General features: G+C 34.6%; 11 protein-coding genes. 4 read left to right on the top strand and 7 right to left on the bottom strand.

All coding sequences use genetic code 11. The annotated features are described in order from the left end of the window. Positions 1-167 precede the first annotated feature (167 nt). On the top strand, positions 168-713 hold the full coding sequence (locus DW721_RS13160; protein ID WP_022014119.1) for an NADH peroxidase: 546 nt from the start codon (positions 168-170) through the stop codon (positions 711-713). Between the two features lie 151 nt (positions 714-864). Here the strand turns inward: DW721_RS13160 and DW721_RS13155 are convergent, their stop codons facing one another. Then, positions 865-1,926, bottom strand: a complete 1,062-nt coding sequence (locus DW721_RS13155) for an HD domain-containing phosphohydrolase (protein WP_118499705.1) — start codon at positions 1,924-1,926, stop codon at positions 865-867. Between the two features lie 193 nt (positions 1,927-2,119). Here DW721_RS13155 and DW721_RS13150 point away from each other — a divergent pair, with 193 nt between their 5' ends. Then, positions 2,120-2,515 (top strand): transcriptional repressor, encoded by a 396-nt coding sequence (locus DW721_RS13150; protein ID WP_055946277.1) that lies wholly within the window; start codon positions 2,120-2,122, stop codon positions 2,513-2,515. Here the strand turns inward: DW721_RS13150 and DW721_RS13145 are convergent. Both DW721_RS13145 and DW721_RS13140 read right to left on the bottom strand, forming a co-directional pair. After that, positions 2,512-4,050, bottom strand: coding sequence for a hybrid sensor histidine kinase/response regulator (locus DW721_RS13145; protein ID WP_118746024.1), 1,539 nt, complete (start codon positions 4,048-4,050; stop codon positions 2,512-2,514). The two genes, DW721_RS13150 and DW721_RS13145, sit on opposite strands and share 4 nt — an antisense overlap. A 16-nt stretch (positions 4,051-4,066) precedes the next feature. Then, positions 4,067-4,513, bottom strand: a complete 447-nt coding sequence (locus tag DW721_RS13140) for an Lrp/AsnC family transcriptional regulator (protein ID WP_022014123.1) — start codon at positions 4,511-4,513, stop codon at positions 4,067-4,069. A 616-nt stretch (positions 4,514-5,129) separates the two neighbouring features. Here DW721_RS13140 and DW721_RS13135 point away from each other — a divergent pair. Next, entirely contained in the window at positions 5,130-7,085 is a 1,956-nt protein-coding gene (locus DW721_RS13135; protein ID WP_118746023.1) for an NAD(+) synthase, read from the top strand. 179 nt (positions 7,086-7,264) lie between these two features. On the opposite strand, the gene DW721_RS13130 is transcribed toward DW721_RS13135, so the two are convergent. The 3 genes from DW721_RS13130 to DW721_RS13120 are packed head-to-tail and all read right to left on the bottom strand — an operon-like array spanning position 7,265 to position 10,448. Next, on the bottom strand, positions 7,265-7,891 hold the full coding sequence (locus DW721_RS13130; RefSeq protein WP_118746022.1) for a hypothetical protein: 627 nt from the start codon (positions 7,889-7,891) through the stop codon (positions 7,265-7,267). Continuing rightward, on the bottom strand, positions 7,870-8,718 hold the full coding sequence (locus DW721_RS13125) for an ATP-binding cassette domain-containing protein (protein ID WP_118746021.1): 849 nt from the start codon (positions 8,716-8,718) through the stop codon (positions 7,870-7,872). The genes DW721_RS13130 and DW721_RS13125 overlap by 22 nt, the downstream gene beginning before the upstream one ends. Then, positions 8,715-10,448 carry a hypothetical protein gene (locus DW721_RS13120; protein ID WP_118746020.1) on the bottom strand — a complete coding sequence of 578 codons (1,734 nt, stop codon included), beginning with the start codon at positions 10,446-10,448 and terminating at the stop codon, positions 8,715-8,717. The genes DW721_RS13125 and DW721_RS13120 overlap by 4 nt, the downstream gene beginning before the upstream one ends. 453 nt (positions 10,449-10,901) lie before the next feature. Here DW721_RS13120 and DW721_RS13115 point away from each other — a divergent pair, with 453 nt between their 5' ends. Beyond that, positions 10,902-11,216, top strand: coding sequence for an AAA family ATPase (locus DW721_RS13115; RefSeq protein ID WP_243036024.1), 315 nt, complete (start codon positions 10,902-10,904; stop codon positions 11,214-11,216). Between the two features lie 154 nt (positions 11,217-11,370). On the opposite strand, the gene addA is transcribed toward DW721_RS13115, so the two are convergent. Next, entirely contained in the window at positions 11,371-15,228 is a 3,858-nt protein-coding gene (gene addA, locus DW721_RS13110; protein ID WP_182436327.1) for a helicase-exonuclease AddAB subunit AddA, read from the bottom strand. Position 15,229 lies beyond the last annotated feature (1 nt).

Here is a 15,229-nt window from a genome sequence, read left to right as displayed (position 1 = left end):
TTTTTTCATCATTTTAAAAAAAAATACATTTTTTCTGTTGACAAAGTAAATAATAAATGATAATATAAAACACATAAACAGTAATAATTACTATTTACTAATGATTAAACAACAAATTTTTTAACAAAAATCAAACAATATAATTTTTAGAAAAGGAGATTATTATTATGGCAAAATGGGTATGTTCAGTATGCGGTTATGTTTATGAAGGAGATGCAGCTCCTGAAAAATGTCCACAGTGTGGAGTTTCAGCAGACAAGTTTAACAAACAGGAAGAGGGCGAGCTTACATGGGCTGCTGAGCACGTTGTTGGTGTAGCACAGGGCGTAGATGAGGAAATTCTTCAGGGACTCAGAGACAACTTCAACGGCGAATGTTCAGAAGTAGGTATGTATCTTGCTATGGCAAGAGTTGCTCATCGTGAGGGTTATCCTGAAATCGGACTTTACTGGGAGAAAGCAGCCTACGAAGAAGCAGAGCATGCTGCTAAGTTTGCAGAACTTCTCGGCGAAGTTATCACAGACAGCACAAAGAAAAACCTTGAGATGCGTGTAGATGCCGAGTGCGGTGCTACAGCTGGAAAGATGGCTCTTGCCAAAAAAGCTAAAGAACTCGGACTTGACGCAATCCATGATACAGTTCATGAGATGGCTAGAGATGAGGCTAGACATGGAAAAGCTTTCAAAGGCTTACTTGAAAGATATTTCGGTTAATAATTTCTGCGTAAATATCATATAAAGATTTTTAAAGGAGGAAATCACAAAAGTGTTTTCCTCCTTTTTTGCTATCATGTACTCTGATTTTTCATACTTTCTTTATATCACTGCCTTTTTGACTGCTACACATATTTGATGGTGCTCCGGCTTAATCAAGCAGCTCCACTATATTTAAGTCTTTTCTCAATGCCAGATCAACAAATCCCGAACCAACCTGAATAAGTGGTCTTAATATACTGTACTTATTAAACAATACTATTTTTCCTTCCTGACCGTTATTCAGCCGCACTCTGCACTGTATGAAAGTCTGTGCAAGCCTTGATGTAAATATCAGAAGTGCTGACGGATCATATTTATTACCTTCCACTTCATTTAATTGTATCAATACTTCAAAAGGTGACATTCTCTTAAATCCCGGCTCTCTCATAAGCAGCGTATCATAAACATCTGCTATCTCAATAACTCTCTGTATCGGATTTAAGCTTTTATTGTCAACACCGAGTGGAAATCCGGAACCATCTGCGTGTTCATGATGTGTCAAAACAGCCTGCTTTATACTCTGGTCAAGATCCTTATTTTTAACAAGTTCATATCCATACATTGAATGTTTTGAAAAAGCTCCCATTTCAAGTTCCTTGTGAAAGGAAAAATCATCTAACTCATTTTGTGTAAATTTAAGAATCCCTATATCATGCAAAATACCCGTAATCGCAACTTTTTCTATCATATCCTCTCTGTATCCCATCCATCCTGCAAGTATCTGCCCCCACAATGCAACATTAACAGAATGTGTATAAAGACCGGAGGCATTTTCTTTCATCTTCGATAATAAAACGCATAAATTCACTGTATTGTCAGCTTTTGTTACAACTTCATTTAATGACTCCAGCAATTCATTTACATCTATATCCTTATCATTTGACACCATTTTCTTAAGATTTTTCGATACTGTTTCCTCTGCTATACAAAATTTTTCTTTAAATATTTTCTTCTGTTCAGGAGTTATCGTACTTGTTTGTGATTGCCCGTGTGCCAATAAATCATACTCAACATTAACATACTCTATAAGATGTTTTGTAAGCAAAGAAATAATATCAGGTGTAGCTACAGTCCCCGCTCCTATTAAAAATGTCCCTGTTCTAGAATAAATATTATCCTTTATTATCATTCCGCTTTTCAATCGATTCAAGCGAATACGCATTTGTGCCATCCTATTTTCTCCTTTTATAACAATATTCCTTTATTGATAAATATAACTTATATTATACCTTATTATTAAATTTTTTGTACTATTATTTTTTGACATATACCTGCCTTATTGGTATAATATACTATATTAGTAATTATTATTGTTTATACACTTAAAACCTTTTGTTTTTTACCATTATATAGGAGTGATTTTTATGTCAACGATTCGCTACAGCAAACAGCGCGAAGCAATAAAGGACTATCTTAAGTCTGTTACCTGTCATCCGACCGCTGATACAGTTTATTTAAATATCCAAAAAACATTTCCTAATATCAGTCTTGGCACAGTTTACAGAAACCTGAATTTTCTTGTAGAACATGGCGAAGCTATACAGATAGATTGCGGAGATGGATTTGTTCACTTTGATGGCAATCCCATTCCGCACAATCATTTTTTCTGTAGAGCCTGCAAGTGCCTGTTAGATATTAAAATGGACTCCATTGAGCATATCGACATTATTGCAAATGCAAACTTTCCCGGCAAAATAGAAGGACATACAGTTATTTTTCACGGTCTTTGCGAAAAATGCTGCCAAAAGGAACATTGCTAAATATTTAGCTTTTCAAATGTTGCCTTCAAAACGGATATATCTGCATCCTTACTGATATGCATTGTTATTCCCATTTCCTCCGAAAATACGGAATCTTCTATATAATGGGTTTTTGACAGGGCTATTATAGGCAGATATATCCCTTTTTCTTCTTTTCGTATTTCTAGTACAAGTTCATAACCACTTATTTCCGGAAGCTGTGCATCAGTTATTATGGCACAATAATACCCCTCTCCTTTTTCCCTGTATATCATAAGTGCTTCTTTTCCCGTTGAAGCACATTCTACATCAAATCCCAGACATATCAGCTTTTGTCTGAGTGTATTTTTGGATGTTATTAAATTTTGTACTATTAAAACTCTTTTTGTCTGGTTTTTATTTTTTTGTCTGATAAATTTCAATGCCTGGTTTTCTGAAAGATAATTATTATCCTTACAATAATCCTTTTCCGTTGACAACGGAACACTTATCGTACACTTTGTTCCATTTTCAAGTTTACTATCAACCTTTAAATCTCCATTCAAAACTCTTATGGAATTTTTTGTTATCCAAAGACCAAGCCCGATTCCATGTCCATTCTGTTTATTGTCATGTTCAAATATGATACTTTTTAATGCATTATCAATATATTGTTTTTCAATTCCCGGACCATTGTCCTCCACTATTATTTCATATATTGATAAATTTCCAAATTTTTGTTTTCCCTCTATTACCGTAACTTTTATAATCCCGTTTTTATATGTATATTGAACTGCATTAAGCACAATATTTTTAATTGCCTGCTTTAATCTCATTTTGTCTGTATATACATTATCCTGTGATATGTCATCCATATTTACAATAAGTTCATGCCCTTTTTCGATTATATATTCTTCTATTTCACCAATTATTTCTTCAATGAGTTCGCTAATAGAAATTTTTTCATATAAAAGTCTTGTGTCTCCGACTGCTATCCTGCTTACATCCAACATCCTATTTATATTTTCCAGCAATACATCTGAGGCATTTCTTATCTTACTTATATATTTATCATTGTCATGATAATATTTTTTAGATGTCCACAACATATCAGTTATCCCGATAATATAATTTACCGGAGTTTTCATATATTGTCCCATATGCTTCAAAAAGGCACTTTTCGCTTCATTTGCCACTTTAGAAATATCATAAGCACACTTTAATGATTTATTCTCCATGCTTCCAAATTCTTCCCTGAAAATACATATGCAATATTCGGGTTCTCCTGCGATATAAAATTGTGCAGAAAAATTTCCTCCAAGTTCTTCATTATACAAAGAAATCATCTCTGCCTTTTTTATCCCCGCAAAAATATCCGATATTACCCTCTTAATTTCATCATATCTATCTCGAAAAATTTTCAAAAGAACATTTGATTCAAAACTGTCTATTAAACTCTTTTTGTTCTTAAATGCTTTATTTAAATATACTTCTTCAAAGCCATCTTCTCTGTCTAAATTCCGTTTGACAACCACCATGCAGTCAGGCATATTGTCAAACGCTCCTGTAAAATCCAAACCTTATCCTCCATTATCACATCTGAAGTCCTCTGTACTCCACACAAGTTGAAAACACAATAAGTGTTTTTGTCCTGCCATACTTTTGTAATTCTCCTATAAACTGATCTAATTCATCCGTGCTTGGAAATAATACTTCAAGCAGCATTGAATAATCACCTGTTACACAATTACATTCTACAACATTTTTGCAACTGTTTATATATGGATAAAAATCTTTTTTGTCGATTGGTGACACCTCAAGATTAATAAATGCTTTTATATGATACCCTAACTTGATTGGATTGATTCTTGCATGAAACCCCTCTATATATCCGTTCTGAACAAGTGTATCTATTCGTGCCGAAACAGCCGGAGAGGAAAGATATACTTTCTGTGCAATCTCTTTCAAAGACATTCTTGCATTTTCCTGAAGCATTGTTATTATCATTTTATCTATGTTGTCTAATTCATCGTTTTTCATTTTTTCTCCAATCCTATATCGTATTAACCCTTAAATCCTAATATTTTTTGCTTAATAAAATTAAGTTTTTTATTTTTCTACTTATTATAATAGCACATTTCCCGTTAATTATGTTAATTTATTTCAACTTAACTTTTCCCCCTTGACCTTAATTCCTTTTAATAGTATCATCACAACTGTTGATGTTGAGACAATCGAAGGAAACTTTCCTTGATTTTCTTATATATTTTAATTTAATATTTTTTAACGCCCAAAAGAAATCAGGACAAATACTTATGTGTTTCCTGATTTTTTTATTTGCTTTTTACTTATTTATCCTTAATCTTTATCCGTTAAGTTTTTAGTTTTTCAAAAAAACACCCTGTTTCTACAAAAAATGATAATTTTTAAATTTTTGTTCACATTTAATTAACAAAAATAACATTGCAAGTTCACATTCCCTTGTTATTATAACATCATCAAATGAAACAAAATCATTTGATAGTGCTTAAATTTTTTTCATACCTTCTCCTTAAGAATCGTCACTCCAGGCGATTCTTATTTTTTTGTCTAAAAACCCTTTTTTATGGTACAATAGTCCTCAAACAGCAATCTAATCAAAATAACGGAGGTAACAATGAAAGATAAATTTTTAAAAGCTGCCGCCATCACCCCTGACATAAGAGTCGGTGATACGGATTTTAATACAGAAAACATTATAAAAGCAATGAATGAAGCTCATAAACTTGATGTAAAACTTGCCGTTTTCCCTGAGCTTGTAATATCAGGTTATACCTGTAATGACCTTTTCTTACAGGATATTCTTCTCAAAGGCTCACTTGACGGTCTGAAAAAGATAATCAAGGCATCTGAAAATCTTGATATGGTAACAATAGTCGGACTGCCATTTCTTAATAATTTTAAACTTTACAATGTCGCCGCTGTAGTATTTAACGGCACACTGCTCGGACTCGTTCCAAAACAACATATTCCGAATTATTCAGAATTTTACGAAGCAAGGCATTTTGCAGTCGGACCTAAAGAAGTTTCTTATATAGATATACCTGAACTTGGTTATGAATTAGAAGATTCCGGCTCATTTGTCTCATTTGGTGCAAATCTGCTGTTCAAAGCAAAAAATCTCCCGGAACTTGTCATAGGCATAGATATATGCGAGGATTTGTGGATGCCGGTTCCGCCATCATGTTATCATGCCATGGCATCAGCGACCGTTATCGCAAATCTTTCAGCAAGCGATGAAACAACAGGCAAAGACCTTTACAGGCGTGAACTCGTAAAAAACCAGTCAGCACGACTTATTAGCGGCTACATCTATGCAGATGCCGGTGAGGGCGAATCCTCAACAGACCTCGTCTTTGCAGGACACAATCTTATAGCCGAAAACGGAAGTATTCTCTCTGAAACAAAACGCTTTGAAAACGGTATGACAATAAGCGAGATTGATCTTGGCAGACTTGTTAGCGAACGCAGGAGAATGTCCACTTTTACCATCAATGATCCTGAAACAAACGGATATGAGGTGGCTGAATTTGAATTTAAAAACATTTGCGACACAACTCTCACCCGTCACTTTGAGAAAACACCATTTGTACCTAATGATAAAAATGACCGTGACCGCCGATGCGACGAAATACTTAATATTCAGGCAAAAGGACTAAAAAAGCGACTTGAACACACACATTGTAAATCAGCCGTAATCGGTATTTCAGGCGGACTTGACTCAACACTTGCACTCTTAGTTACAGCAAAAGCCTTTGATATGCTCGGCCTTGACAGAAGCGGCATCTGTGCAGTAACAATGCCATGTTTTGGAACAACCGACCGAACTTACCAGAATGCGTGCATCCTTACCGAAAAAATCGGTGCAACACTCAAAGAAGTACCTATTCATGAAGCAGTTAATCTTCATTTCAGGGATATAGGGCATGACAGTTCAATCCATGATGTAACTTACGAAAACTCTCAGGCAAGACAGCGTACCCTTATCCTTATGAACCTTGCCAATGAGCTAAACGGAATGGTAATAGGAACAGGTGATATGTCAGAGCTTGCACTCGGATGGGCAACCTACAACGGTGACCATATGTCAATGTACGGTGTCAACTGCTCCGTACCAAAAACACTTGTAAGATACCTTGTCTTGTATTATGCCGAGACAACACCTGACAAACAGCTTCACGATGTACTTATGGATGTACTCGACACTCCTGTAAGCCCTGAACTTCTTCCGCCTGACAAAGACGGAAAAATCGCACAGAAAACAGAAGACCTTGTCGGTCCATATGAATTGCACGATTTCTTCTTATATTATATTATGCGATTTGGCTACACGCCGTCAAAGATATACCGCCTTGCAAAATACACATTTGACGGTGACTACGACAAAGAAACCATATATAAATGGCTCAGAACATTTTACTGGCGTTTCTTTGCACAGCAGTTCAAACGCTCATGCCTCCCTGACGGACCAAAAGTCGGAAGTGTTGCACTCTCTCCGCGAGGTGACTGGCGTATGCCTAGTGATGCATCAGTCAATATGTGGATAAAGGATATCGAAAACATAGAGGTATAGCTATCTCTATGTTGTCAAAGGCAATTTATTAACACAGCTTTTAAGCACACGAAAAGAACTGTAATTTCTATTTTGTCCGTTTCCACGGCTGATAAAAATTACAGTTCTTTTCATCTTCATAATAAACTATTACAGCAAGAAAATTTATATAGACATCCCTCACATATCTTAAAATCGTTTTATACTCTTTTCCTCTGTTTTTCAACAATCCCAAGTATAATAAAACATATACCTACAAATATATATCCTCTAACATTCCTAAAATCATTCAGTTTAAATTTTTCCCACAACTCATTAAAGACCGACTGGGATAAAAGCGTATAACCAAGCACTGATACTACTGCCGCAAGTATAGACTTAAACGCAAATGTCATAAACACTACTACTCCAAAATAAAATATACTTTCAGCCAAAAACATCTCTATTGTTTCAATATCAACTTCCCATGCTTTTACAGAAAAAACAAATATCGGAATAAGGCTTATAAGATAGATACAAAAATAAAAAAATAATTCAGGCAGCTTATTTTTATCGTATATCCTTATAACTTCACTTCCCACACCTTCAACATACTCCTGCAATATCAATATTATCCACCATATTGACATAAATGGGATAAAATATTCACCATGTAATGAAAAATAAAATTCTTCCCTATACATAACAGATGTTTTTGTACAAACTATAACAAATAATGGCAACAATATATAATCAACTATAAACGGCAGATATTTTATCCTACCAAAACCTTTCCATTCGAATCTTATCTTTTCAAACCATATTTCTAATCCTCTTTTAGCAAACATAAATAACCATCCTCCACGGTAGGCTCCACGCCATTCTCATCTATATTTTTTGTAATAACACGATACATTTTTTTTCCTTCTTTTATATATGACTTTTCTACGAATAATATATTATCATCTTCAATTTTTTCCTCAGGTATCTCTATTATCCTATTTTTAGCACACTCCTGTATCTGTTCTACAGTTCCCTGTTTTTTTATCCTTCCATCACTTGCTATAAGCACACTCTCACAGCATGCCTCAACATCTTCAACTATATGAGTTGATATTAACACAATACTGTTTCCTGTAATATTGTTTATTATATTTTTAAATCTCATTCTCTCCTCAGGATCAAGTCCCGCCGTTGGTTCATCAAAAAGGATGATATCAGGCTCTCCAAGTATCGCTTGCGCTATGCCCACTCTCCTTATCATTCCTCCAGAAAGTTTTCTGTTTTTTTCATCTTTCTTATCATAAAGATTTACCTTTTTAAGACAAATCTCAATCGCAGCTTTCCTTTCTTTTTTTGATATCTTCTTAAGATTGCAAAAATATTCCATCATCTGATAAACAGTAAGTTCCGGAAACAAACCAAACTGTTGTGGCAGATATCCTATCTTAACCTTTTGTTTTTTTATGTTTTTCCCATTAAATTTTATCTCACCATGATATGAATAAATATCAGCTATACAACGCATTAAAGTCGTCTTCCCCACACCATTTGGTGCTAAAATAGCATATACCCCGCTTTCTAATGTACAGTTTAACTTTTTTAAAACTTCATTCTTTTTAAATTTCTTTTCTACATTACATATTTCCAATTTATTTTTTATTTCTTCACTCATTTTCCACTCTCCATTACATATCTAAAATAGTCTTTATCACTTTCCTTAAGACTCTGAATATAATCCGGCAATTCAACCAATCTGCCATAAATTCCTGTATTAGTAACACAACAATAATCCTCACCACCAGAATCATATAATACTATTTTTTTATCGGATGACTCAAATCCATTTTTTTTCAATATCTTAAACAATTCAACAAAATAACTTTTATTAACTGAAAAAATTTCTTTATCAGTATTTGAATACAAAATTCCCGTTCCTTCATACTTTCTTTCTTCAAAATAATGACTTCCCGTAATTGTAAGTGCCGTTGTATTTCCATTAAAACATTGATATTTTCCGTTTTTATCCTTTTCAGGCAGATTTACATTTATATTATAATTTCCTTTATTTACAATCTTCAGATTAAATTCCGGATTATTTTTAAGATAGTTATGTGTATATTTCATTTCATCAACATCATATATCTGATGCCATCCAGGTATAGGATAATACGCAAAGCTCCCTGGAAGATTAATCCCCTGAGTTGTTGAATAAAAAAATCTACAATATCCTGAATACTCAAAAACTATCTTTTGTATATTTTCTTTTTTATTAATAATATTTATGTAATCTCCACCCGTTACTGAATACTCTAACTCCTCCCCTTCCTCATTTGTAATCCTTTTTATTTTGTATCCATGGTACATTGTAAACTGGTACTCATTTAAATTTTTTTTATCAGGTACAACTTCAACTTTTCCATTTAAAACATCCGATATTTCATATGTCATATCATATCTGACTATTTTAAATTTATCATTATATTTTTTTACTTTCTTAATAATATTTTCACTTTTAGTATCATATTTAGAAAAATATTCATCATAATAAATTTGTTCATGTGTCCATGCATCTGCATTGGATGCATACTCAAATATATAGCATGCTCCCGAAGGTAATTGGGCAATAACAAATGAAACCAGCGTCAATATTGATAACACAATTTTTTTTCTAATTTCATTTTTATTTTTTATACAAATAAGTGTCATGCATAATATAATCCAGAAAAGAACTCTATAAATATTTGTATTTTCAGCAGTAAGAAAATAGTTATTATCCAACAATGCATCTGCATTTCTATAAAACAAAGCAAAAATCAATGATTTATTGCTTAATTCATAATTATCCATAAAAAGATTTGCTATGAAAATGTTAAATGTGTCGCTTAGAAGAAAATAAAGACATAGCAAAACACTTATTCCTGCAATTCGTTTATAAAACTGTGCTGCAAAAATTCCAAAAAATACTGCAACCAACAAAGCCAAAAACACATAAATCACTAACACTCGAACCGAATACCAAATATATGTCTGATTTGTAATATTCTTTATATGATAATATCTCAGATATCCTGCAAAAATATATAAAGTTGTCATAATATCAAGAAAAAATACGATAAAAAAATCATAAAAAAACTGTTTTTGTTTCCCATATCTTCCTGCATATATTGTTTCCTGCAAACTGTTCTTTTTTATCTGATAAAAAATTTCATATGATAATATCATAAATAAAAAAAATAATACCGGCATTATTTTTAAACTATCCTGTATCGGAAGATATGGTCTGCTTGTCCATTTTATTTCATCATCTTTATAAATGTACATTGTAACCAAGAAAAAAATAACTATCACGACAGAAACCATAATTTTATTTTTAATAAATCTTTTTAAATTCAACCTAAACATTTTTTTCTCCTAAAACAGATAATTCATACATCCCACCCTATTTTCTGCTATATATGTATGAATTATCCTAATTATTATTGTACATTACTTAATGTTGCACTTGCATGACATTTTTTCTCTGTATTCTGCTCTCCTACATAAATCCATTCCTTCACCTCATCCTAAGTCAAAATAATATCAAATCACACTCTTTTTGTCAAATACTTTTATTATAAAAATATCTTTTTAATCAACATTTACTATACACTTACATTGATTTCAAAAATCAATTTCAAACATTGCAATCTTTGATCAACTTTATATTAACAGAATTTTTTGATATATTACGGCACAATGTAACGAATGGGTATTTTTGCAACAGTCCGACAAGTTGCTTTTACTTTAATATATCCAAATGTTAAAATCTATTTACAGATTTATGATAAACGGTATAAAATCGAACGGAGGGTGCGTATGGCAAGAGTTTCCCGTGAAAGTATTTTCAGCGACCTAAACAACCTTGTCATAATTACAACAACATCAAATCTGTATGAAACAGCATTTGGTTTTACTGAACAGGAAGTATTTGATTCACTTGATGAGTTTGGGCTTTCAGATAAAAAAGATATTTATAATCCATGGTCCATAATAAATTATCTTAAATTCAAGAAATTTACAACATATTGGGCAGATTCAAGTTCAAATGGACTTATAAACAGCCTTATCCAAAAAGTAAGTCCTTATATAAAAACTATGATGGAAATGCTCATTAGTGGTAAAAACCATTAGTTATTTTGACACAGGTAACAGTCCATCAGACGAAGAACCAGAAAAGTTAGCCTCATGCTACGACTGTCAAGGAGTAGCGTATGAAAATTTTGGCAATATTCTTAAAATTTTAAAGCTCCGGCTTTTGACCGGAGCTAATATTATGCATATATATCTACACTACCATTATTTCTCTACCAATTGAAAATGAATAAATAATCTTTTCGTTCACCTTTTTACCGGTCACACTCTCTATCGCTCTCGCATAGTAATCAAGCTGTGTTTTATACCTTTCTACCAGTTTTTCTTCATGTCCTTTCATGACAAAATCTGTCTTGTAATCAACAAGTATTATATCCTCGCCCTCATAAAAAAAGGCATCAATAATTCCCTGAATCATTATAAGCTCATCACTGTCACTATTGTCAGGATATACTTCATTTGCGGGTATTCCTATCATAAACGGCTGCTCTCTTTTAAGTTCCCCTGTTTCTGCTGCCGCCCTCATCCTGCCGCATAATCTGCTCTTTGCAAACCACTCAAATTTCTTTACATTCAACGCTTTTGCATCTTCTTCGGTCATATAACCGCCCTGCACAAGTTCTTCAATAAACAGTGCAAAGTCAAAATCTTTGTCAAGTCTTTCATACGGAATATGTTCCATAACAAGATGATAAAGTGTTCCTCTTGCGGCACCCGTCTTTACTTCCTCTTTTTTCATAAAGTCAGGTCGTGGTATATCTGCATATTTGCTTTCTGCTACATTCTCATTATTTTTACCGTCTAATGAACACTCCTCATGCAAGCCGTCAAAAAGCGAAATTTCCTCCTCTCGTACCGGATTTTCCTCAACATCTCCAGCATTAAACTCGTCAAGTTTTTCCATCGCTATTCTTTTAAGTTCAGATACAGACACTTTAACAGGTATTCCAAGTTCATTTTCATATTTATACGAAAATTCCAAGTTCTGTGCTATATAATCTTTCATTTCTTTATCATAAACTTTTGACGCATCCCAGTTTATAAGTTCTTTTTCTTTTTGTTTTGCTATCTCACGGTTTTCCTTTGATACGCTTACAATATTATTGACTGATACCACCTCAAGGTCAAAAAGTTCATCATTTGTTCCATACACTTTTTCAGATTCCAGCTCTTCTATGCACTCCTTAAAAACAGGTCTGTCAGCTATCGCAGCCATTATCATGTCTATGTGCTTTGTAAGTGACAAAAGTCCCGAAAATTCAAGGTTTTGCCCTTTTTCTTTCCATGTCGTTATCTTCTTTTTTCCCTCTCCTCTTGCTCCCATGTTTCCCTGCAGAATATTTGCAGACACTCCGGTTAAAAACAGTTTTTCTTCGGCTCTTGTCATCGCAACATAAAGCATTCTTACTTCCTCGGCAAGTGCATTAACTTTTATCCTACTTCTGAGGAAATTGTTGAACAGACTTTTTTCGGTGTACATAAGTTTAAGATTTACATAATCAGTTCCGACACCATAGTCCGAATTTATTATAACCTTGTCGTTTGCCTCCATGAGATTTACACTTTTTCCAAGTCCTGACACAAATACAACCGGAAACTGAAGTCCCTTGCTTTTGTGCATTGTCATTATTCTTACTGCGTTCATGCTCTCATTGTTTACCGATGCTTCTCCAATATCAAGCGCCGCCTTTTTTATATTCTCGACAAAATGTGTAAACTTAAATATTCCATGATGCCCGTTTGCTGCATAATCCCTCGCCTGTCCCAGTAAAATATCGAGATTTGCCGCCCTCTTTTCGCCCGCCGGCATTGCCGACATAATATCATAAAAATCAGTTTCATCATAAATTGTCTGTATTATCTTATCGACCGGAAGTTCTTTTGCCAATTCACGATAATAATTTAATTTATCCATAAAATCTTCCAGTCTGTCTGCCAGCTCATCTGCTTCTTTTTCATCAAGAACTATATTTGTCATATACTTTTCTGTGCCGTCTTCTTTTCTCACTGTCTTTACAAAAAGGCTCATTGCATCCCAATAATCAAGAGTCCTCGGCATTACGGCTATCGCCGCAAGTTCATCATCACTAAGTCCCACAAAGACCGAGCGAAGCACTGACACAAGCGGTATATCCTGTCTCGGATTGTCTATTATCCTGAGCAGATTTGTCATTGTGAGAATTTCTATCGACTCATAAAATCCTGCTTTCGTGCCTGCCGACACTGGTATTCCCATATCAGACAATGTTTCAAGAAACGGCTCTGTCCACCCCTGAACGCTCCTTAAAAGTATTACAATATCGCTGTATGTAACCCTGTGATAACCCTGTTTTCCCCATACATAAAGCGGATTTTCACCCTGCACCATCTCAATTATCTTATTTCCGATTGCTGCGGCCTCAAGCTCTTTGTCCATCATTCCATCGTCATTATCTGCTTTTTTGTCAATAAGAATAATTGACGCTTTTTCTGCCGTTTTTTTGTCTGTCTCCTCGTAAACCCGCCCCGGCACAAGTCTTGCCGCTTCGTCATACTCAACACCGCCAAGACACGGCTTCATTATCTTCTCAAAGACAGCATTTGAACTTTCAAGCACACAAGCCCTGCTTCTGAAATTCTGCTTTAAATCAATTCTATGCTCCTTTGTTCCACCCTCAAGACTGTAGCTGTTATATTTGTTCATAAACAATTCCGGTCTTGCCAGCCTGAAACCGTAAATACTCTGCTTTACATCACCTACCATAAACATATAAGGAGCAGTTGCAGGCTCTCCCGAAATGCTGGTAAGTATAAGCTCCTGAACATAATTGCTGTCCTGATACTCATCCGTCATTATCTCCTGATAATACTCCCTGAGTTCTTCTGCCACCTTGCTCGGAACTACCTCACCTTCCTTATTTTCACTCGTCAGTATTGCAAGGGCAAAATGCTCCATATCATTAAAATCAATAACCCCGTCCTCTCTTTTTCGCTTTGCAAACGCATGGATAAAATCAATCGTCAGCTTGACAAGTTCCTCCACGGCAGGTGCCATCTCATTTAATTCCTGTATCTGCTGCTCCAAAGTTTTATTGAAAAATTTCTCCTGAAGTTTTATCATTCCTCCCTGACTTGAAAAATAAGAGTCCCTGAACGCACTTGCCATGTCCTTTTTCTCTACATCGACATTGTCTTTCTTTGTAATTCTGCCCTTATCCATCCTTGAAACTTTTCCAAATGCCGCCGACAATTCTTCAAAATTCTCCGCCTTGCATATATCATCAAACTGCCTTATGTCATCCTCAAAAGCTGCTCTGTATTTTGCCGGACCGTCAGACTCATCACATATTTTTATTGCTTTTTCGGCAAGTAATTTGTATGAATTTACAAGCTCCTTAACATAACTTACAAACTCGCCTATCCATTTAGTCTTTTCGAGTGACTGCACATTCTCACATTTATATATGTCCGTAATCGAATTGAGCCACTTTTCAGGCCACGGGTAACTCATGGCTTTCCCATATAATTCAAGCACAATCGACTCAATCTTACTGTCATCACGGCCGTGAGCAAACATTTCTGAAAATAGATGAAACGCTGAATTTTCATTATCTTTTTCCGTTTCATAACGCTGTTCGATAAGCTCAGCAAGAATTTCACTCTGAGCAATCTTCATATCATTCTCATTTGCAACCTTAAAAGCAGGGTCAATATCTATCACATGAAAATAATTTCTTATGACATACTGACAAAAACTGTGCATTGTCGTAATCTGTGCATTATGAAGAAGCGAAGCCTGTCTTTGGAGATGTTCATTGTCAGGTTCTTCAAGAAGCCTGCTCTCTATAGCCTCACCCACTCTTGTTTTCATCTCTGCTGCCGCCGCATTTGTAAAGGTAACCACCAGCAATCTATCAATATCCACATTGTTTTTTTCATCAGTTATCATTTTTATAATTCGCTCAACTAACACCGCAGTCTTGCCCGAACCAGCCGCCGCTGAAACTAAAAGATTGCAATTTCTCGCATCAATAACTCTCTGCTGGTCATCCGTCCATCTTGTATCGCCCATA

The sequence above is a fragment of the Clostridium sp. AM27-31LB genome, assembly GCF_003480745.1.
GTDB classification, from domain to species: Bacteria; Bacillota; Clostridia; order Lachnospirales; family Lachnospiraceae; genus Butyribacter; species Butyribacter intestini.
This window is presented reverse-complemented; position numbering and strand designations above follow the sequence as displayed.

Excerpts from the sequence above, each read along its gene's own strand:
- addA (WP_182436327.1), bottom strand. The coding sequence starts at position 15,228 with ATGGGCGATACAAGATGGACGGATGACCAGCAGAGAGTTATTGATGCG.
- DW721_RS13155 (WP_118499705.1), bottom strand. The coding sequence starts at position 1,926 with ATGGCACAAATGCGTATTCGCTTGAATCGATTGAAAAGCGGAATGATA.
- DW721_RS13115 (WP_243036024.1), top strand. The coding sequence starts at position 10,902 with ATGGCAAGAGTTTCCCGTGAAAGTATTTTCAGCGACCTAAACAACCTT.
- DW721_RS13125 (WP_118746021.1), bottom strand. The coding sequence starts at position 8,718 with ATGAGTGAAGAAATAAAAAATAAATTGGAAATATGTAATGTAGAAAAG.
- DW721_RS13160 (WP_022014119.1), top strand. The coding sequence starts at position 168 with ATGGCAAAATGGGTATGTTCAGTATGCGGTTATGTTTATGAAGGAGAT.
- DW721_RS13150 (WP_055946277.1), top strand. The coding sequence starts at position 2,120 with ATGTCAACGATTCGCTACAGCAAACAGCGCGAAGCAATAAAGGACTAT.
- DW721_RS13135 (WP_118746023.1), top strand. The coding sequence starts at position 5,130 with ATGAAAGATAAATTTTTAAAAGCTGCCGCCATCACCCCTGACATAAGA.
- DW721_RS13120 (WP_118746020.1), bottom strand. The coding sequence starts at position 10,448 with ATGTTTAGGTTGAATTTAAAAAGATTTATTAAAAATAAAATTATGGTT.
- DW721_RS13140 (WP_022014123.1), bottom strand. The coding sequence starts at position 4,513 with ATGAAAAACGATGAATTAGACAACATAGATAAAATGATAATAACAATG.
- DW721_RS13130 (WP_118746022.1), bottom strand. The coding sequence starts at position 7,891 with ATGTTTGCTAAAAGAGGATTAGAAATATGGTTTGAAAAGATAAGATTC.